Here is a 17822-nt window from a genome sequence, read left to right as displayed (position 1 = left end):
CGTCGAGTGGTGGCGGTGAACACTTGGCCATGGCCGGACGCCCCTACCAAGCCGAGCACGACCTGGGTGCCGCAACCCGCATCTGGCGGGAGGCGGGCTGGATCGACGACTCCGACGCGCAGGCGGCGGCGTTGGCCGACGTACTGGCCGTCGGCAGCACCGTGGTCGCCGACCTCAACGGATCGCCCGAGTGCGTCGTTCAATGGGCGCCCGGGTCGGTGCGTTACGGCCGAGGCCCCTCGGCGGTCGACCTCGACCTGGCGACGATCACCTTTGTCGCCACCGGCCATGTGGCCCGGCGCCAGGGCCTGGCCGGCGCGCTCGTCGCTGGCTCGCTGGCCGACGCAGCAGCCGACGGCGCCGCCGTGGCCACCCTGGGGGTATTCGACCAGGGGTACTACGACCGGTTCGGCTTCGGAACCGGTGCCTACGACCACGTCGCCTCCTTCGACCCTGCCACCTTGAACGTGCCAATTCCGGATCGCCCACCGGTGCGGATCGGGGCCGGCGACCACCGGGAGGTCTACGACCTGCTCGTGCGCCGGCATCGCGGGCACGGCTCGGTGGTGCTGGCACTGCCCGAGTTGATCGCCGGCGCCCTCGGCGAGCTCGACCGGCCCATCGGTCTGGGGTTCCGGGCCGACGACGGCCGGCTCACCCACTGCCTCCTGGGATCCCTCTCCGGCCATTACGGGCCCGTCACCGTCGAGTGGCTGATGTACGAGCGGCCCGAGCAGTTGCTCGACCTGCTGGGCCTACTCAAAGCGCTGGGCGACCAGGCGAGGTCGGTGACGATCAACCGCGAGCCGCCGGGCGTGCAACTGCAGGCCCTGATCACCGAACCCCTCCGCCAGCTGACCCAGGCCAACCTCGGCGGCTCCGGGCGGCCGCTGCACACCGCCTGGTCCAAGGTGCAGTGGCGCATGCTCGACCTGTCCGCCTGCATCGAGGCCTGCGCCCGGCCGAGAACCGACCTCACCTTCGGCCTGCGGCTGCACGACCCGCTCGCCGATCGGTCGGGTGCCACGTGGCCGGGCATCGGCGGCGAGTACACCGTGCATCTCGGCGACGATCCGGGTGTGGACGACGGCCTGCCCGACGGCTCGGCGGCGGTCCTCGACGCCTCGGTCGGAGCCTTCACCCGCCTGTGGCTCGGTGTCCGTCCGGCGTCGGGTTTGGCGCTGACCGACGAGCTGGTGGGGCAACCCGAGCTGGTCGCCGCCCTCGATGCAGCGTTCTGCCTACCCCCGCCACTCCCCGATTGGCCCTACTGAGTCCGCACCGCTCACCGCGTGGCGCCACCGCATCACCCGGGTTTGAAGTTTGGGTTGCGTTGACGGTCTGTGGGCACGTCAACGCAACCCAAACCATCGGATCGTTCGTGAATGGCCAGGGCGGTTTTGGCCGCCAGGGCGTTCAGAGCAGCCAGGCGCCGTCGGATCGGCGGCGTTTCCAGCCCGACGCGGCGTAGGTGCCGCCATCGAGATGGATCGTCGAGCCGGTGATGAAGCGGGACATGTCCGAGGCGAGGAAGATGACCGCCGCGGCTGCGTCGTCGGGGGTGCCCGCATCGGGCCACGGGTGGGCGTCATAGGCGTCGTCGGCCATTGCCCCGGCGGCCTCCGCCAAGGCATCGTCACCCGGTGTTGGGATCATGTCGGGGGCGACCGCGTTCACCCGGATGCGCCGCTCGGCCAGCTCGAGCGCCAGCGAGCGGGTGAGGTTTTCGACCGCCGCCTTCATCGCCGAATACAGCGCAAAACCCGGCCCGGCCCGGTGCCCCTCGATCGAGGTGACCGAGACGATCGCTCCGCCTCCGGTCATGTGGGGGACAACCGCCCGGATCAGGTGGGTGACCTGGGTGAAGTTCTCGGCGATCAGCGCCGCTTCGCCCCCCGGACTGACGTCGAGAAACGGGGCCCAGAACCCGCCGCCGGCGTTGTTGACCAACACGTCGATGCGCCCGGAGCGCTCGACCGCCTCGGCGAGCACCGCATCGACCGCTGCGGCGTCGCGCACGTCGCACACCCCGGTCAGACAGCTGCGTCCGAACGCCTCGACGCCGTCGCGCAGCCCCGCAAGCCCCACCTCATCCCGGTCGATGGCGATCACGTCGGCACCAAAGCGGGCGACGCCCAACGCGATCGCCCGGCCAAGCCCCCGCGCCGCCCCGGTGACGACCACCCAGCGATCCTCCAGGCTGGCCCAAGCGGGCCCGATGGCCTCGTCGGGCTCGCTGACGAACGCCTCGGTCATCAGTCCCCGCCGTTGCCGTCGTCGGGTTGGGCGAGCAGCCCCGAGGCTGCGGCCAGCGCCTCGGCCATGCCACTGGCTCGTTCGGCGACGGCGGCCAGATAGTGCTCGGCCACCTTGTTCTGCCCCGGCAGTGGCGGGTTGCCCAGCGAGCGCACCAGCGCAGTCGGGTCGCCCTCGACCGAGATCGGCTCCGGGTCGGGCAACGTCGGCACCGGACGCCAGAGGTCGACCGGCTTCTTGCGCTTGTTGCGGCGGCGGTTGCTCTTCGAGCGGGTGACCATCGGGCTTGATCCTCTCGTCACGCCGACAGTTCGTCGACGTCGTCTTCGGTCAGCAGGGCGTCGCTCTCCAGGCCGAGCGCCGTGCGCAGTTGCTCGCCGTCCAGATCGGCCAACGACGACGACTTGGGCAGCACCAGGTTGGCGATGTGGCGCTTGCCGGCCACCACCTCCTCCACCCGTTCGTCGACGGTGCCGGGGCACACCAGACGGTGCGATATCACCGTCTTGGTCTGCCCGATGCGCCACGCCCGGTCCCGGGCCTGGTCCTCGACCGCCGGGTTCCACCAGCGGTCGTACAACACGACGTGGTTGGCGGCGGTCAGGTTCAGCCCGGTGCCGCCCGCTTTCAGCGACAGCACCAACGCGCCGGGGCCTTCACCCTCCTGGAACTCCTTGACCAGCCGGTCGCGCGCACCGCGTGCGAGCGACCCGTCGTAGGAGGAGATCTTCACCCCGGTCTTCTCGGTGAGGTACTCGGCGAGGCGGCGCCCCCACGACGCGAAGTGGGTGAAGATCAGCATGCGTTCGTCAGAGGCGAACACCGTGTCGATGATCTCTTCCAGCCGGGCCAGTTTGCCCGATCGTCCGTCGAGGGGAAGGTCGTCGCCCTGGTAGGCGGTCGGGTGGTTGCAGATCTGCTTGAGAGCGGTGATCGCCGCCAGCACGGCACCCTTCTTCGGCTCGCCGCCCACCTCGGAGCTGTCGGCGACCAGCGAGTCGAGCACCGCCTGATACAGGCCGATCTGCTCCTTGGTCATCGCGCAGTGGTCGAGCTCGTCGATGCGGTCGGGCAGCTCCTTGGCCACCTCGGGCTCGGACTTGGTGCGGCGGAACACCAGCAGGCCGTTGAGGGCCCGCAGCGCCGCCTCGGCCTCGCCGGACAGCCCGGCGATGAACTCGGGGCGAGAACCGACCAGGCCGGGGTTGCAGAAGTCGAGGATCGCCCACAGGTCGCCCAGCCCGTTTTCGATCGGCGTACCGGTCAGCGCGATGCGGCTGCGGGCGGTGAGGCGACGTAGCTGCTGGGAGGTCTCGTTGGCCGGGTTCTTGATCGCCTGGGCCTCGTCGAGCACCACCTTGTCCCAGGTGTGGTCCTCCAGCAGCGCCACGTCGCGCACCGCGGTGCCGTAGGTGGTGAGGATCACGTCGTTGTTGCGCACCGCCCGCTTGAACGCCGCACCCTGGGCCCGGTTGGCGCCGTGGTGCACGACGACCGACAGGCCGGGAACGAAGCGCCGGGCCTCGGCCGCCCAGTTGCCGACGACCGCCGGCGGGGCGATCACCAGCGACGGTCCCTGGGCATCCGGCTCGGCGAGGTGGGCCAGCACGGTCGGGGTCTTACCCAGGCCCATGTCGAGTGCCAGGCAACCGCCCAGGTCGACGGCGTCGAGGAAGCCCAGCCAGGCGAGCGCCTCGGCCTGGTAGGACCGCAGCTCGCCGTGGAAGCCCTCGGGTCGAGGATTGGGCACGGGCAGGTTGCGGGCCTGGGCGAGCAGCTCGCCCGCCCAGCTCTGACCTTCGACCGACACCCCACCGGCGAGCGACACGCTGTCGAGGCCGACCGAGGCCCGCAGGATCTCGGCGCCGGTCATCTGGGTGCGGGCGGAGCGCTCGGCCAGCGCTGCGGCCGCCTCCTTGAGATCGACCTTGTCAAGCTCGATCCACTTGCCCCGGCTCTGCACCAACGGTCGGGCCTGGGTGGCCAGCCGGGCGATCTCCTCAGCGGTCAGTTCAACATCGTCGAAGAGGGCCGACCACGACACGTTGGACAGCTGGTTGGCGCCGACGACGCTGTCGCCGGCCGGCTCGGTGAAGAGCCGCAGGGTCGGGGACGGTTTGCGGCGCGACAGCGCCGGCAGGCGCAGGTCGTATCCGGCGGCGGCCAGGCTGGGCCCCCCGTTGCTCATCAGCTCCCAGGCCTCGTCGGTCGACAGGTACACCTGGCCGCGCCGCATGGCGCCCGGGCGCAACAGTGCCGGCAGGATGCGTTCGAGCCGGGTGAGCTCGTCTGCCAATGCCTTGGTTCCGGGCCGATCGGTCAGGGCGAGCTCGATCGGCATGAGGTGCCCCTCGGCTCCCGGGCCGAGCACCGACAGAAACCAGGCGTCGGAGGAGTCGGGCGGATCGAGCTGAACGACCAGCCGGGTACGGCCCGAACCGGAGACCGACTTGGACCAACGGTCGAGCCGCTTGGACACTTCGGCGCCTGCCGAGATCGGTGCCTCGAACGGCGAGCCATCCAGGCGGGTGAGGAAGGCCTCGGCCACGCCGGAGGCGTTGCGGACCTGCGGCGGGGGTGCAGGCAGCTCGATGCGGGACGTCGCCTCTCGCACGATCGCATCGGTGACCGCCCGCAGCACCGACAGCGTGACCGAGCGGGCGTCGGCCCGGGCCAGCAGGATCACCGCTTCGGGCATGGCGGCCGACATGGCATCGAGATCGATCTGGTCGAGCAGCGCCGGCACCCATCGAACCGTCATGTCCATCAGGCCGCCGCGCTCGCGCTTCTCGCCGTGGAGGGTGGGCACGATGGCGCCGGTAGCCACCTGGCGCACGGCGGCGACGGCGACCCGCCCCAGCCAGGCCACGCTCGACCCCACACCCTTGCGGCCAAGGCCCCCGCCGACCGCAACCAACCACCCCAGCGACTCCTCGACCGGGATGGCCAGGGCCGCTGCGGTGGCACCGCTGGGCAGGACCACGTCACGGTGCACGCTCCAGCCGACCGCCGGCCCGCCGATGCGCTCGAGCAGGTCGGCCAACGCGTCGTTGTCCGCTGGCAGGGTGCTCGGCCCGGCGGCCCACACCACGATCTGCCCGCCGGCCCAGGAGGCCTGCAGGCGCACCTCGCCCGGCGGGTCGGCTTCGACCAGCGCATCGTTGAGGTCCCCTGGCGACAGCAGACGCCCGTAGGAGACCTCGAGGCGGGTCAGCTCGGCTTCCATGTCAGCGACCACGCGCCCGCGCTCCGGGCCGCGCAGCTTGCGGACGTGGTCGAGGGCGTCCTCGGTGTCGTCGATCAACACCTCGAGCTGGCGGCGCCACACCAACGGGTCGCGTTCCAGCAACGCCAGGTCAGCGTCGGTGGCCACGCCATCCGCCGCCGCCCAGGCGGCGGCCTCAAGAGCAGGGCTCAGGTGGTTCATCCCTGTGAGGGTTCTCCTTCGAAAAGACAACGGTCGCGCCCAACAAAGGGGCCACGCCGTCCAACACATCGGGTAACCACACGACTGGCACAGCAGGCCATTGCCTCGGCCGCTCCGCCCTCTGAGTTCCCGTCGGCGCCCAGCGTAGCAACGGGCGGCGGTGACGGGTAGCCGAGCCGACCGGCCCTGCGGACGGTCATGTCGGTCGGCGTTGCCGGCGCCGGCCTGCTTCGGGCGTTCGTCCGCTACAGCAACCGCCCGACCCGGTGACCATCGGCGATGGCCTTGTCCACCCAACGGGCGGCCACCGCATCACCGATCGCGTGCACCTCGACGCCTGGTTGGGACGCCTGCAGCTCGGCGACGAGGCGATCGACGGAGCGGGCCGGGGAGCGGACGACGAGCGTGTCGACGTTTTCGACCACCCGCACCGAACCGGCAAGCGTGTCGGCCAGGCTGACCCGATAGGTTGCGCCGCCAGTCGAGGCCTCGTCGGGTTCGGTGCGCGCGCTGTCGGCGGGGCCGGAGGGCTCGACGCCGAGGATCACGTGGTGGGGCGCGAGCGTTGCGCCTGCCCGTCTGGCCCGGCGCATCAGCGTCAGGCGGGTCTCGGGGTCGGCCGCGATCGGCTCGGCGAATGGACTGGCCAGGATCACCTCCGCCCCCGGCTCGCCGGTGGCTGGGTCCGGGGCGGCCAGCAGTTCGGCCAGCGCGTAGGCCTCGACGAAGCCGACGAGGTCGGCGATCACCACCCGTGCGCCGAGCGCCCGGTGGCCGCCGGCAAGGGCCCGCCGCAGCGCCGCCTCGTGGTCGAGCACCCCCGGGCCGTCGACCCCGGCGATCGGTGGGTGCCAGGCCACCTCCGTGGTGGCATCGCCGACCGCGCCGGTGGCGACGACGACCGCATCCGGAGCCAGCGAAGCGACCAGTTCCAGGGTGGCCTCGGTGCCACAGCGCAGCTCGACGCCCCGGCGCTCGCACTCGGCGACGCGCCAGGTGACGAATCCCGAGAGCTCGCCGCGACCGGGCAGCCGGGCAGCGGCGTTGATCCGGCCACCCGGCAACTCCTCCCGTTCGAGCAGCGTCACCCGGTGGCCACGGGCCGCCGCCACCCAGGCCGCCTCCAGCCCGGCAGGGCCGGCGCCGACGATCACCACCGATCGAGGCCGGCGGGCGTTGAACATCGTGCCGGTGCCCAGCATGGACTCCCGGCCGACGACCGGGTTGGTCGCGCACGTCATCGGCTGGCCCCGCACCAGGTTGCCGTAGCAGCTCTCGTTGCAGCCGGTGCACGCCCGGATGGAGTCGGCCCCGCCAGCGGCATCCTTGGCCACCCAGTTGGCATCTGCGATCAGCGCCCTGACGATGGTGACCGCGTCGGCCCGGTCCTCCTCGATCACGGCCGTCGCCTCGGCGGGCGTGGTCAGCCGCCCGACCGCCAGGACGGGCACGTCAGCCGCCTCCCGCACCCGGGCCCGCAAGGTTGCGGTGCGTTCCACCCCGTAGCCGTGACGCACATAGAGGGGGCGGACCATGCCAATCCCCCCGGAGCCCACCGACACGTTGAGAAAGTCGACCAGGCCCTCGCCGGCGAGGGCGGCGGCGATCTCACCCCAGGCATCACCATCGAGCCCACGGCCGGTGCGGTCGCCGTCGTCGGCGCCGATGCGCAGCCCGACGGCCAGGTCGTCGCCCGCGCGCTCGCGGACCGCCGTCAACACCTCGCGCACCAGGCGAAGGCGACGGTCGAAGTCACCGCCATAGGCATCGCTGCGCCGGTTCCACGCCGGCGAAAGAAACTGATGCAACAGGTAGCCGTGCGCAGCGTGCACCTCGATGCCGTCGAGGCCTGCCGACCGGGCGTGGCGGGCCGCTCGGCCGTAGTGCGTGACCAGGTCGTCGAGGTCGGCCGGGCTCATCACCCGGGGCGACTCGTGCAGGTAGGCGATCGAGCTGGGCGCCACCGCCGGACGCTTGGTCCAGTCACCCGGGACCATGCCCCCGTTGTGGGCCAACTGCACGAAGGCGAGCGCCCCGTGCTCCTGCAGGCTGCGGGCCAGCAGGGACCAGCCGCCGATGACTTGCCGGTCCCAGGCGATCGGCAGGTTGGCCACCTGCGCCGCCGTGTCGGGATGCACCGAGGTCTGGCCACAGATCACGGTGCCGACGCCGCCCGCCGCCCGTTCGGCCAGGTAGCCGACCAGCCGCTCGCCGACGGCGCCGGGCTCGCCGAAGGTCGACGACGGCTCGGCGAACAGGGTGTGGTGGGCGCCGAAGACCACCCGGTTGCGGGCGGTGGCCGGCCCGAGCCGGAGCGGTCGGTGCAGCGCGTCATGGGGGCCGGCGGCCGTATCGCTCATCGTCTACAGCGTGCCACCGGCACCTCGTCGACCACCACAGCCGGTACAATCTGACCGTGATCCCTCAACGACGCCCCACCCCCGGTGTCGGCGCAACCCGGTTCCGGAGCCACCGATCCGTCTTCGGCGCGGCCGTGTGCGCCGTCGCCCTGGTGCTGGTCGGCGCCTGCTCGGGAACGACCTCCTCCGACGTCACCACCTTGGGCGATGCTGAGCCGCCGACGACCAGCGGGGATGCAACGACGACCAGCGCCGCCGGCGCCACCCCCGACGTCGACCTCGACCCCCTGAAGAACTGCATCGACACCCTCAGCGTCGAGGAACAGGCCGGCCAGGTGCTGTGGGTGATGACCTCGACGCCGGGCAACCTGGCCGAGGCGGCGAAGGCGGGCAAGATCGGCGGCGTCGGGGCGCTCGAGGACCAGGGCGGCGACATCGCCGAGCAGATCAAGTCGATCAACGACGGGCCGCGCGTGCCGATGGTGATCGCCTCCGACGAGGAGGGCGGCACCGTGCAGCGGCTGGATCAGGTGATCGAGCCGCTGCCATCAGCCCGCGACACCACCCAGAAGCTGTCGACCGCCCAGACCAAAACGATGTGGACGAAGTACGCAAAGGACATGGTCGAGCTGGGCTTCAACGCCAACTTCGCCCCCGTGCTCGACGTCGGGTTCGGCCCGGCCCTGAAGAGCCGTTCGTACGCGCTCGACCCCACCGTGGTCGCCGACTTCGCCATCGCTGCTGCCCAAGGCATGACCGATGGCGGGATCAAGCCGATAGCGAAGCACTTCCCCGGCATCGGCTATGCGACGGCCGACCCCCACGGGCAACTGGTCCAAGTGAGCGATCTGAAGGAGCTCAAGCAGCGGGAGTTTCTGCCCTTCCGGGCGGCGATCGATGCTGGGATCCCGGCGATCATGACCACCCATGCGGTCATCCCCGACGTCACCAAGGGCGAACCGGTCACCATGTCCCCCGAGGGCGTCGCCCTGCTGCGGGACGACCTCGGGTTCAAGGGCCTGATCGTCACCGATTCGCTGATCATGGGCGCCATCGCCGACTCGCGCACCCAAAGTGAAGCCGCTGTGCAGGCGCTGGTGGCGGGCAACGACGTGGCGCTGATCTCCGGCGCCCAGAACGTCGACGAGGTGTACCTCGCACTGGTCGCCGCCGTCACCGACGGCACGATCACCGAGAAGCGACTGGCCCAGTCGGTGAAGCGGGTCCTCGATTTCAAGGGCGTGAAGGGCCCCTGTCCCGCCGGGGGCGCCGCCCCCAAGGCGGATCCGGCGGACCCCGCATCGACGACCGCTCCCGGCACCGACGCCCCGGTGCTCGAGCGCGACCTGGTCGGTGGCGGCCAACCCGCCGACCAGGGCTGACGCCCGGTTCAGTTCACCTGCCGGTCCAGACCCTCCCAGTACGGGGCCCGCAGCTTGAACTTCTGCAGCTTGCCGGTAGCCGTCCGCACCAACTCGTCGCGGAACTCGACCGACTTGGGGCACTTGTACCCCGCCAGACGGCCTCTCACGTGGGCGATCAAGGTCGCTTCGTCAAGGGACGACCCGTCGCTGAGCACGACGAGCGCCCTCACCTCCTCACCCCACTTCTCCGACGGCACCCCGATCACCGCCACCTCGGCCACATCCGGATGGCTGAACACCGCGTCCTCCACCTCGATCGATGACACGTTTTCGCCGCCGGTGATGATCACGTCCTTCTTGCGGTCCGAGATCGTGACGAACCCGTTCTCAATCGTCCCACCGTCGCCGGTGTGAAACCAGCCGTCGACGATCGCCGCCTCGGTCGCCTCCGGCTGACCCCAGTAGCCCTCGAGCACGTGGTTCCCACGGGCCAGCACCTCGCCCATGTCGTCCACCGCCACCCGCATACCGATCGTTGGCGAGCCGGCCGCCGCCAGCCTGGCCGCCCGCTCCGACGGCTCGAGGTCGTCCCACTCGGCACGCCCGCGGTTCATCGTCATGAGCGGCGCGGTCTCGGTCAGGCCGTAGATCTGGATGAACTCCCAGCCGAGTTCGGCCTCGACCCGCTCGATCGTCTGGGTAGGGGGCGGTGCTCCGGCGACGATCACCCTCATCCGGCCCCCGCCCCTCATCGCGTCGCTTCCCGGCACCGGATCGAAGTCGGATGAGGCGTCCAGCGCGGCTGAGACCACCGCTGGGGCGGCGCAGGCATAGGTCACGCCGTGGGACTCCACGCGACGGAGGATCTCGGCGCCGTCCACCTTGCGCAGCACCACCTGGGTGACGCCCATGCCCAGCGCTGCGTACACCATGCCCCAGCCGTTGCAGTGGAACATCGGCAGCGTATGCAGGTACACGTCGCGATCGTTCACCCCGGCATGCCAACCGAACGTGGAGGCGTTCAACCACAGCGACCTGTGCGTCTGTTCCACCCCCTTGGGCCGGGCGGTCGTGCCCGAGGTGTAGTTGATCGTGGCGGTGGCGTCCTCGTCGGGCTGCCACGGTTGCGGTTCGCCGTCGGTCAAGAACCATTCGGCATCGCTCTCGGCGCCCAGCATCACCTTGTGGGCGACCTTCACCCCGGCGACCGTGTCGGCCACCTCCGGGTCGTACAAGAGGACCGAGGCGCCGCAATGCTCGACGATGTAGGCCACCTCGACGGCACTCAAGCGGAAGTTGATCGGCACGTAGATGCGCCCCCACCCGGACACCCCGAAGAAGCCGCAGGCCAGGCGGGCGGAGTTGTGCGAGATGATCGCCACCCGTTCGCCGACCCCGATGCCGAGGGCGTCGAGGTGGGCGGCCTGGTTGCGGGCCCGGCGGGCGAACTCCCGTGCGGTGAGCGCGCCCCACGACTCGGCCGGTTGGTCCGGTTCGTCGACGATGGCGATGCGGTCGGGAAAAACCAGCTCGGCCCGGTCGAGAAAATCGATGACGCTCAGGTCAACCTTCATGTGCATGCCCCCCTGCGGCCCCGGGGTCCACCCCCTGGTGGGTGTCACGGTAACGCCACAGGTGCGCCAACCGCGGCTCGCCGACACCTGACGCCCCGTCAGATACGGCGGGTAGGGTGAGGCGGTGAGCGACTACGAGACCCTGTTGTTGGAGACCTCGGACGGGGTGGCCACCCTCACCCTCAACCGACCCGACCGCTACAACGCCTTCGACGCCACCATGGTGGCGGAATTGCCCCGAGCCTGGGCGCAGCTGCGAGACGACGCCGACGTGCGTGCAGTGGTCCTGACCGGCGCCGGCGATGCCGCCTTCTGCACCGGAATCGACCGCGACGCGGTGCCCGCCGGTGATGGCGAGTACACCTTCGACCCCTACACCTACACCGACCCGGGCGAGGCGCTGGGGCCCAAGACCCACGGCATGTGGAAGCCGGTGATCGCCGCTGTCAACGGCATGGCCTGCGGGGGTGCCTTCTACCTGCTCGGTGAGGTCGAGTTTCTGATCGCCGCGGAATCGGCCACGTTTTTCGATCCGCACGTCACCTACGGCATGGCCGCCGTGCTCGAGCCGACGCTGCTCGCCCCCCGCATGCCCTTCGGCGACCTGATGCGCATGATGCTGCTCGGCGCCCACGAACGCCTGTCGGCCCGGCGGGCCCTCGAGGTGGGTCTTGTCAGCGAGGTGACGACGGCCGATGAGCTACCCGAGCGGGCCCGATGGGCGGCGGAGGCAATCGCCTCCCAACCCGTCGACGCCGTCATCGCCACCGTGCGCAACCTGTGGATGGCTCAGGAGCTGTCGCGCCGTCAGGCCCTCGACCTGGGCAACTTCCTGTTGGCGGCCGGCAACTCGTCGGAGGCGCTGGCCGAGGGTCAGCGGTTCTTCGCCTCCGGCCAGCGCGTGCGCCCCAACATCCGCTGATCGATGCGCGCCCCGTGCCGATGAGCGACGCTCCTGCCGCAAGCCTGGCCGACACGCTCGCCGGAGCGGCGCTGCGCTTCGGCGACACGCCCGCAGTCGTCCGCTGGGACGGCGAGACGCTGAGCTACGCGACGTGGTGGAGCCAGGCCTGCGCACTGGCCGGGTGGATGGCGCGCCGAAGCGTCGGGGAGGGCGACCGGGTGGCCCTGGTGTTGCCATCGGGCCTGGAGTACCTGGTCGCCGCCGCCGCTGCGTCGGCCCTCGGGGCGATCGTCGCCGGGGTCAACCCGTCGCTGGCCCCGACCGAGCGGGCCGGCCTGGTCGAGCTGGTCGACCCAAAGCTCGTGCTCGCCGACCCGGCGCTCACCGAGGGCCTCGACCCGGCCCGTCGGGTCGAGGCCACCACCGCCTGCGAACCCGGTCGCGCGCCGTGGGCGGGGCTCCTGTCCACCGACCCGACCGACGCTCCGATCGGCGTTGCCGCGCCGCAAGCCGACCGCACCGCCTCGTTGGTGTTCACCTCGGGCACGACCGGCCTTCCCAAGGCGGCCAGGTTCACCGAAGGTGCCCTCGCCGCCATCGCCCGGCTCGACCTGGGCGCCGCTGCCACACGCTGGGGTGGGGGCGCACCGATGTTCGTGTCCACCCAGTTCGCCCACGTCGGGCTGATGACCAAACTGTGCTGGTACGTGCGGCGGGGCTCCCGGCTGCACCTGGTCGACCGCTGGCGAGCCGACGACGTCCTGGCGCTGGTGGCCGCCGAGGCAATGACCGTGATCGGCGCGGTCGCGCCCCAGGTGGCGCTGATGCTGCGGTCGCCCGGCTTCGACGACCTCGACCTGTCGGCGGTCGAGTTGTTGATCGTCGGCGGCGCCGCCAGCGCACCATCGCTGGTCGCCGAAGCACGGGAACGCTTCGGCGCCGGCTACAGCATCCGCTATTCCTCGACCGAGTCGGGCGGCTGCGGCCTGGCCACCCCACCCTGGCCGGTCGACCAGGGAGACGACGAAACGATCGGTCGACCCCGCAAGGGTATCGAGGCGTCGGTACGCGACGACGACGGCGGCGAGCTCCCCGTCGACACCCTTGGCGAGCTGTGGATCCGAACACCGAGCGCCATGGCCGGGTACTGGGAGGCCCCCCACGCCACGGCGGCCGCCATGACCGACGGGTGGATCCGCACCGGCGACCTGGCCACCTGCGACCGCCTGGGGCGCTACGCGCTGGCCGGGCGGCGGGGCGACATGTACATCCGCGGCGGCTACAACGTGTTCCCGTCCGAGGTGGAGGCCGCCCTGGCCGACCACCCCGACGTCGCCCAGGTGACGGTGGTGCCCCGGTCCGACGCCGTGATGGGCGAGATCGGTGTGGCGGTGGTCGTTCCGCGCCAACCGTCATCACCACCCGACCTGGAATCGCTTCGCCGTCACGGCGCCCGCACGATCGCCCGCCACAAGCTGCCCGAAGCGCTGCTCGTCCGATCCAACCTGCCCGAGGGGGCCACCGGCAAGATCGACCGCCGCCGCCTGGCCGACGAAGCCGCGGCGGTCGACTCTGGCGGCCGCTCTTCGGACGGGGCAGGATCGACCCGATGAGCCCGGCCCCAGAGTCCCAGTCGCACTCCGACCCGCAGCTGGTGGGCATCGAGCGCGTGCTCGTCACCTGCGCCCACCCCGACGACGTCGATTTCGGAGCGGCGGGCACGGTGGCCCGTTGGACCGCAGCCGGGGTCGAGGTCACCTACTGCTTCGTCACCGACGGGGAGGCCGGCGGCCTTGAAGATGAGCCGGACCGGGCCAGGGTGGCCCGCATGCGGCGCTCCGAACAGACCAGGGCCGCTGGCGAAGTGGGCGTCGAGACGCTGGAGTTTCTCGCCTATCGGGACGGGCGGGTCGAGCCCAGCCTGGCCCTGCGCAGAGACCTGACCCGCGTGATCCGCACCTACCGTCCGGACCGCATCCTCACCCAGAGCCCCGAACGCCGCTGGGACCGCATCGACCCGAGCCACCCCGACCACCTCGCCACCGGGGAGGCCACCGTGTGCGCCGTCTTTCCCGACGCCCGCAACCCGCTCGCCCACCCCGAGTTGGCCGAACGTGGGCTTCTCCCTTGGGTGGTCCCCGAAGTGTGGCTGATGTCAGGCCGCAACCCGGACACCTACGTCGACATCACCAACACCCTCGATGCCAAGCTGGCCGCCTTGTCTCACCACGTCAGCCAGCACCCCGATCAGGGCGAACTGCACGAGATGGTGCGAGGCTTTCTCACGCAGAACGCCCGGGACGGTGGCCTCGAAACCGGCCGCTACGCGGAGGCCTTTCAGCGGGTGTTCACGGCCTGAGGGATCGCCCGGCGCAGCCATGGGTCGCGCTCCCCTGGATTTGAGCGCTTCGCACCCTCAGGCTGGGGGGATGGCGCTGATTGCTGTGATGGTGCTCGTCGCTTCGACGTTGGTCGGGTGGGCGGTCACGGTTCCGCTGCACCGCTTTTGCGAGGACGACGCCGGAGAGGGGTTTGCCGTCACCTGCGTCGCTGCCTGCGAGCGCTGTGGCGCCGAGGTGCGGCCAGTCGACGTCGCGCCGCTGCGGTCGTGGTTCGGGCCCGGTCGGCGCTGCTCCCACTGCGGCGCCTCGCGAGGCTGGAGCTGGGTCGCTCCTCAGGCGGCCATCCCGATGCTGGCAGTGATCACGACGCTCGCGATCGGCCCGACAGCGTCGGTGCCGGTCTACGGGTTGTTCGTCGTCGTCTTGGTCGTTGCGTCGGTCATCGACCTGCGCACGATGCTGATCCCCCGGCAGGTGGTCTGGGTGGGCATGGCCGGCGGCCTGGCCCTGATGGGCGGAGTTTCGTTGTGGACCGGCGACACCGGCCGACTGAGCGGCGCCGTCGTCGGGGCGGTCGGCTACTTCGCCTTCCTCTGGGTGACCAGCCTGATCTCGCCCGGCGGCATGGGCATGGGCGACGTCCGTCTCGGCGCGCTGATCGGCCTGTACCTGGGCTGGCTCGCCTGGCCGCTGATTGCGGCGGCCCTCGTGCTCGGCTCGGTGGTCGGCATCGCGCAGGGCCTCTTCGCCACTGGGCTCAGCGGGCGGCGTCAACCGTTCCCGTTCGGCCCGGCGCTCGCAGCCGGCGCCCTGATGACCGTCTGGGCCCATCAGCCGATCCTCGACCTGCTCGTCGGCAGCGCAGGGCTGTAGCCGACGAACAGGTTGTCGGCTCCGTCACGCTACGAGCACATCGGGCCGCCCACCCCACCGCTCGACCCCGTCGGCCCTCAGTCCTCACCCGTGCCGCGCTTGGGGTTCGTCTCGGCGGCCGGGCTGCCCGATGTCGTCGGGGTACCCGGGCCGGAGGCGTCCCGGCCATCGCTGAGGTCCAGCGGCGTCCCGGCGGGCGCCGCCGGTTCGCCGATCTCCCAGGTGGCGGCGATATCGGCGAGGGCGGCGGCGCTCACCAGCTGCGCGCAGTCGGCGGTCAGGTGCACGCCGTCGCTCTGGCGACAGCTCACCCGCCGGCCGTCGTCGAGCGTCAGATACTCGGCATAGCCACCATCAGCACCGGCGGTCAGCGCGCCGGCATCGACCAGGGTCACCCAGGGTCGGCTCTTGGCCGAGGCCCTCACCTGGGCGTTCATCGCGTCCACCGAGCGCTGGTGCTTCGATGACGCGACGTCGGGCTGAAGTACCCAGAACAACCGGCGGTTATCCGCCCGGAGGCCATCGAAGAGTTCGTCGACTCGGCGCCGGTACTCCCGGTCCCACTCGGCGGTCGCCGGGCGGGCGACCACGTTGCCGGCGGCATCGGTCAGCTCCTGCGCGTCGTTGCCGCCGATCATCATCACCAGGGCCTCCGGCTTGACGTCCTTGGCGATCTCGGCAAAGCGGGCGGGCCAGTTGTAGTAGTCGGGCCGGGCCAGTCCCGAGGAGATCTTGTACTCGTAGGTGACGTCCAGCGTCGGGTCGTCGACCCCGGCGGCCTCCGTCAGCTGGCCGAGCGACTGGCCCATCGAGTCACCGGCAACGTGCACCTCCAGGGGTACCTGGGCCGTCACCTCCCGCAACGGTGGCGTTGCGTCCTTCCGATCGGCGGAGGAGGCGTCGAAGTCCACCGGCTGGTCAGCCGGGTCGTCCACCTCACGGCCAAGCGCCGAACCCAACGCGTCAGCGGGCCGGTTGAGCGACAGTAGGTTGGAGACGCGGTCAATCCCTTGGACGACCGGCAAGGTGATCGTGCGCACCGGCCCGATGTCCATAGCCCGCACCGAGCGCACCATGTTGCCGGACGTCAGAAAGACGAACAGCACCAACGCCACCACGTAGCTCAGCCACGCCGACTGATACGGAACCCCCAGCCGCACACGTCCCCCAGGGCGTCCGTCGACCAAGCGCACCCGCCGCAGGCCGCGACCGGTTCGGTCGCCGGGGCGGGAGCCTCCATGGGCACGGCGAGAGCCGCCGGAGTCGGAGCCGACCCGGCGGCGCAAGGTGGGTGTCGAGTGTGTCTCGCCGCGTCGCGCGTCTGGACGCACACGCGTCGCAACCCGGTCACCGTCATCGTCCCACTCTTCGGGACCGTGCGCCGACCCCGGCCGGCCGTAGCCGTCGGACGAGTCCGACGTGCCCCGCCGAGCTGGTCGTCGTGGTCGGGTGGGGATGGCCATGGAGTCCTCACAGTTGGCGTCGCTGTCGGCGTGACCGCCGTCAGGCGGTTGCCGTTCGCGTGATCGTTGGACCGCCCGCAGCTGCGGGGGTCATCCGAACTCCAACGGTGAGGTTAGGAGGGTGGCGCCGCCAGACCGGGGATACCCCCTCGCCTCGGGCGAGCGGCGCGCCGATCCGGGCCGGATCAGGCCGGATCAGGTGATGTCGCGCAGGTACCGGATCAGGTCGGTCGACGTGACGATCCCCGCCAGGTGTCCGACGGCGTCGACGACGACCACCGAGTGGTAGTCACCTCCGGACAGACGATCGGCGGCATCGTGGACGGTGGCGTCGACGCCCAACGTGTCCAGTTCCACGGTCATCGCATCATCGATGTTGAACTGATGATCCAACATCGATCGCATCATCCGGTCGGAGGGATCCTCGATGTCGTACACCAGGCGCAGCACGTCGGTGGCCGACACCATGCCGACCGGCCGCTGACCGTCCAAGACGGGCAGGTGATGGATGCTCCGAGACTCGAACAGGTCATAGACCTCCGACAACGCCTGAGAACGGTCGACGGTGATCACCTCGGTGGTCATCACCTCGGCAATAGACGGAGAAGCAGAATCGGCCATAACCCTCAGCGTAGGCTGAATTCGGCCATGAGCAGAACCCTGTCGACCATGATCCCGTTGGGCACCGCGCTTCCCGAGTTCGAGGCGGCCGCACCGGACGGTTCCCGGTGGGACACAGCGTCGGCCGCAGGGGCACCCGGCCTGCTCGTCGTGTTCCTGTGCAACCACTGCCCGTTCGTCGTGCACCTCGGCCGGGAACTCGGGCTGCTCACCCAGCGGTGGGCGTCCCGGGATCTGGCCGTCGTCGGCCTCAACCCGAACGATGCCGAGGCGTACCCGGCTGACGCCCGGGAAAAGATGGCGCCCTTCGCCCGGTCGTTCGGATGGGACTTCCCGTACCTCGTCGACGAGGGCGCCGAGGTGGCCACCGCTTTTCGCGCCGCCTGCACGCCGGACTTCTTCCTCTTCGATGGCGAACGAACGCTCGTGTACCGGGGCCGCTTCGACGCCAGCCGCCCCGGCAACGACAGCCCGGTGACCGGCGGCGAGCTCCGGGCGGCGGTCAACGCCCTGTTCGACGGCGTCCCGACGCCGACCGAACAATCGCCGTCGATGGGCTGCAACATCAAGTGGCCACCGGGACGTGAGCCGGAGTGGTTTGGCTAGGGTCGAACCGACACATCGACGATCATTTCGGG

General features: G+C 70.8%; 14 protein-coding genes. 7 read left to right on the top strand and 7 right to left on the bottom strand.

The window, feature by feature from the left end:
- Window positions 1-29 precede the first annotated feature (29 nt).
- The gene (locus tag PKD89_RS11095; RefSeq protein ID WP_289011901.1) at window positions 30-1274 is read left to right on the top strand and encodes a GNAT family N-acetyltransferase; all 1245 of its coding nucleotides are present in this window, start codon (window positions 30-32) and stop codon (window positions 1272-1274) included.
- A 142-nt stretch (window positions 1275-1416) separates the two neighbouring features.
- Here the strand turns inward: PKD89_RS11095 and PKD89_RS11090 are convergent, their stop codons facing one another.
- From PKD89_RS11090 to PKD89_RS11075, 4 genes are all read right to left on the bottom strand, one after another.
- Window positions 1417-2256, bottom strand: coding sequence for an SDR family oxidoreductase (locus tag PKD89_RS11090; protein WP_287389751.1), 840 nt, complete (start codon window positions 2254-2256; stop codon window positions 1417-1419).
- Window positions 2256-2537 (bottom strand): hypothetical protein, encoded by a 282-nt coding sequence (locus tag PKD89_RS11085; RefSeq protein WP_287377164.1) that lies wholly within the window; start codon window positions 2535-2537, stop codon window positions 2256-2258. Before PKD89_RS11085 ends, PKD89_RS11090 begins: the two co-directional genes overlap by 1 nt.
- 17 nt (window positions 2538-2554) lie before the next feature.
- Window positions 2555-5683 carry a DEAD/DEAH box helicase gene (locus PKD89_RS11080; protein WP_289011902.1) on the bottom strand — a complete coding sequence of 1043 codons (3129 nt, stop codon included), beginning with the start codon at window positions 5681-5683 and terminating at the stop codon, window positions 2555-2557.
- Between the two features lie 245 nt (window positions 5684-5928).
- Window positions 5929-8043: an FAD-dependent oxidoreductase gene (locus tag PKD89_RS11075; RefSeq protein WP_289011903.1), complete on the bottom strand. Its 2115-nt coding sequence runs from the start codon at window positions 8041-8043 to the stop codon at window positions 5929-5931.
- A 56-nt stretch (window positions 8044-8099) separates the two neighbouring features.
- Between PKD89_RS11075 and PKD89_RS11070 the strand changes: the two genes are divergently transcribed.
- Complete coding sequence (locus tag PKD89_RS11070; RefSeq protein ID WP_289011904.1) at window positions 8100-9425, top strand: glycoside hydrolase family 3 N-terminal domain-containing protein; 1326 nt, start codon at window positions 8100-8102, stop codon at window positions 9423-9425.
- Window positions 9426-9433: 8 nt separating this feature from the next.
- On the opposite strand, the gene PKD89_RS11065 is transcribed toward PKD89_RS11070, so the two are convergent.
- Window positions 9434-10981: an AMP-binding protein gene (locus tag PKD89_RS11065; RefSeq protein WP_289011905.1), complete on the bottom strand. Its 1548-nt coding sequence runs from the start codon at window positions 10979-10981 to the stop codon at window positions 9434-9436.
- A gap of 124 nt (window positions 10982-11105) precedes the next feature.
- Between PKD89_RS11065 and PKD89_RS11060 the strand changes: the two genes are divergently transcribed.
- From PKD89_RS11060 to PKD89_RS11045, 4 genes are all read left to right on the top strand, one after another.
- Window positions 11106-11903, top strand: coding sequence for an enoyl-CoA hydratase/isomerase family protein (locus PKD89_RS11060; protein ID WP_289011906.1), 798 nt, complete (start codon window positions 11106-11108; stop codon window positions 11901-11903).
- 20 nt (window positions 11904-11923) lie between these two features.
- The gene (locus PKD89_RS11055; RefSeq protein ID WP_289011907.1) at window positions 11924-13498 is read left to right on the top strand and encodes a class I adenylate-forming enzyme family protein; all 1575 of its coding nucleotides are present in this window, start codon (window positions 11924-11926) and stop codon (window positions 13496-13498) included.
- Entirely contained in the window at window positions 13495-14244 is a 750-nt protein-coding gene (locus PKD89_RS11050) for a PIG-L deacetylase family protein (protein WP_289011908.1), read from the top strand. Before PKD89_RS11055 ends, PKD89_RS11050 begins: the two co-directional genes overlap by 4 nt.
- Before the next feature lie 70 nt (window positions 14245-14314).
- The gene (locus PKD89_RS11045; protein ID WP_289011909.1) at window positions 14315-15100 is read left to right on the top strand and encodes a prepilin peptidase; all 786 of its coding nucleotides are present in this window, start codon (window positions 14315-14317) and stop codon (window positions 15098-15100) included.
- A 77-nt stretch (window positions 15101-15177) separates the two neighbouring features.
- Here the strand turns inward: PKD89_RS11045 and PKD89_RS11040 are convergent, their stop codons facing one another.
- Window positions 15178-16293 (bottom strand): DUF459 domain-containing protein, encoded by a 1116-nt coding sequence (locus PKD89_RS11040; RefSeq protein ID WP_289011910.1) that lies wholly within the window; start codon window positions 16291-16293, stop codon window positions 15178-15180.
- A gap of 465 nt (window positions 16294-16758) precedes the next feature.
- Window positions 16759-17184 carry a CBS domain-containing protein gene (locus PKD89_RS11035; protein WP_287389763.1) on the bottom strand — a complete coding sequence of 142 codons (426 nt, stop codon included), beginning with the start codon at window positions 17182-17184 and terminating at the stop codon, window positions 16759-16761.
- A 27-nt stretch (window positions 17185-17211) separates the two neighbouring features.
- Between PKD89_RS11035 and PKD89_RS11030 the strand changes: the two genes are divergently transcribed.
- Window positions 17212-17790: a thioredoxin family protein gene (locus PKD89_RS11030; RefSeq protein WP_287377188.1), complete on the top strand. Its 579-nt coding sequence runs from the start codon at window positions 17212-17214 to the stop codon at window positions 17788-17790.
- Window positions 17791-17822 lie beyond the last annotated feature (32 nt).

The sequence above is a fragment of the Candidatus Neomicrothrix sp. genome, assembly GCF_035329545.1.
GTDB lineage: Bacteria > Actinomycetota > Acidimicrobiia > Acidimicrobiales > Microtrichaceae > Microthrix > Microthrix subdominans.
Note: the sequence above shows the minus strand (reverse complement) of the source record. Positions and strands in the feature narration are given on the sequence as shown.

Excerpts from the sequence above, each read along its gene's own strand:
- PKD89_RS11095 (WP_289011901.1), top strand. The coding sequence starts at position 30 with ATGGCCGGACGCCCCTACCAAGCCGAGCACGACCTGGGTGCCGCAACC.
- PKD89_RS11090 (WP_287389751.1), bottom strand. The coding sequence starts at position 2,256 with ATGACCGAGGCGTTCGTCAGCGAGCCCGACGAGGCCATCGGGCCCGCT.
- PKD89_RS11085 (WP_287377164.1), bottom strand. The coding sequence starts at position 2,537 with ATGGTCACCCGCTCGAAGAGCAACCGCCGCCGCAACAAGCGCAAGAAG.
- PKD89_RS11080 (WP_289011902.1), bottom strand. The coding sequence starts at position 5,683 with ATGAACCACCTGAGCCCTGCTCTTGAGGCCGCCGCCTGGGCGGCGGCG.
- PKD89_RS11075 (WP_289011903.1), bottom strand. The coding sequence starts at position 8,043 with ATGAGCGATACGGCCGCCGGCCCCCATGACGCGCTGCACCGACCGCTC.
- PKD89_RS11065 (WP_289011905.1), bottom strand. The coding sequence starts at position 10,981 with ATGAAGGTTGACCTGAGCGTCATCGATTTTCTCGACCGGGCCGAGCTG.
- PKD89_RS11055 (WP_289011907.1), top strand. The coding sequence starts at position 11,924 with ATGAGCGACGCTCCTGCCGCAAGCCTGGCCGACACGCTCGCCGGAGCG.
- PKD89_RS11050 (WP_289011908.1), top strand. The coding sequence starts at position 13,495 with ATGAGCCCGGCCCCAGAGTCCCAGTCGCACTCCGACCCGCAGCTGGTG.
- PKD89_RS11045 (WP_289011909.1), top strand. The coding sequence starts at position 14,315 with ATGGCGCTGATTGCTGTGATGGTGCTCGTCGCTTCGACGTTGGTCGGG.
- PKD89_RS11035 (WP_287389763.1), bottom strand. The coding sequence starts at position 17,184 with ATGGCCGATTCTGCTTCTCCGTCTATTGCCGAGGTGATGACCACCGAG.
- PKD89_RS11030 (WP_287377188.1), top strand. The coding sequence starts at position 17,212 with ATGAGCAGAACCCTGTCGACCATGATCCCGTTGGGCACCGCGCTTCCC.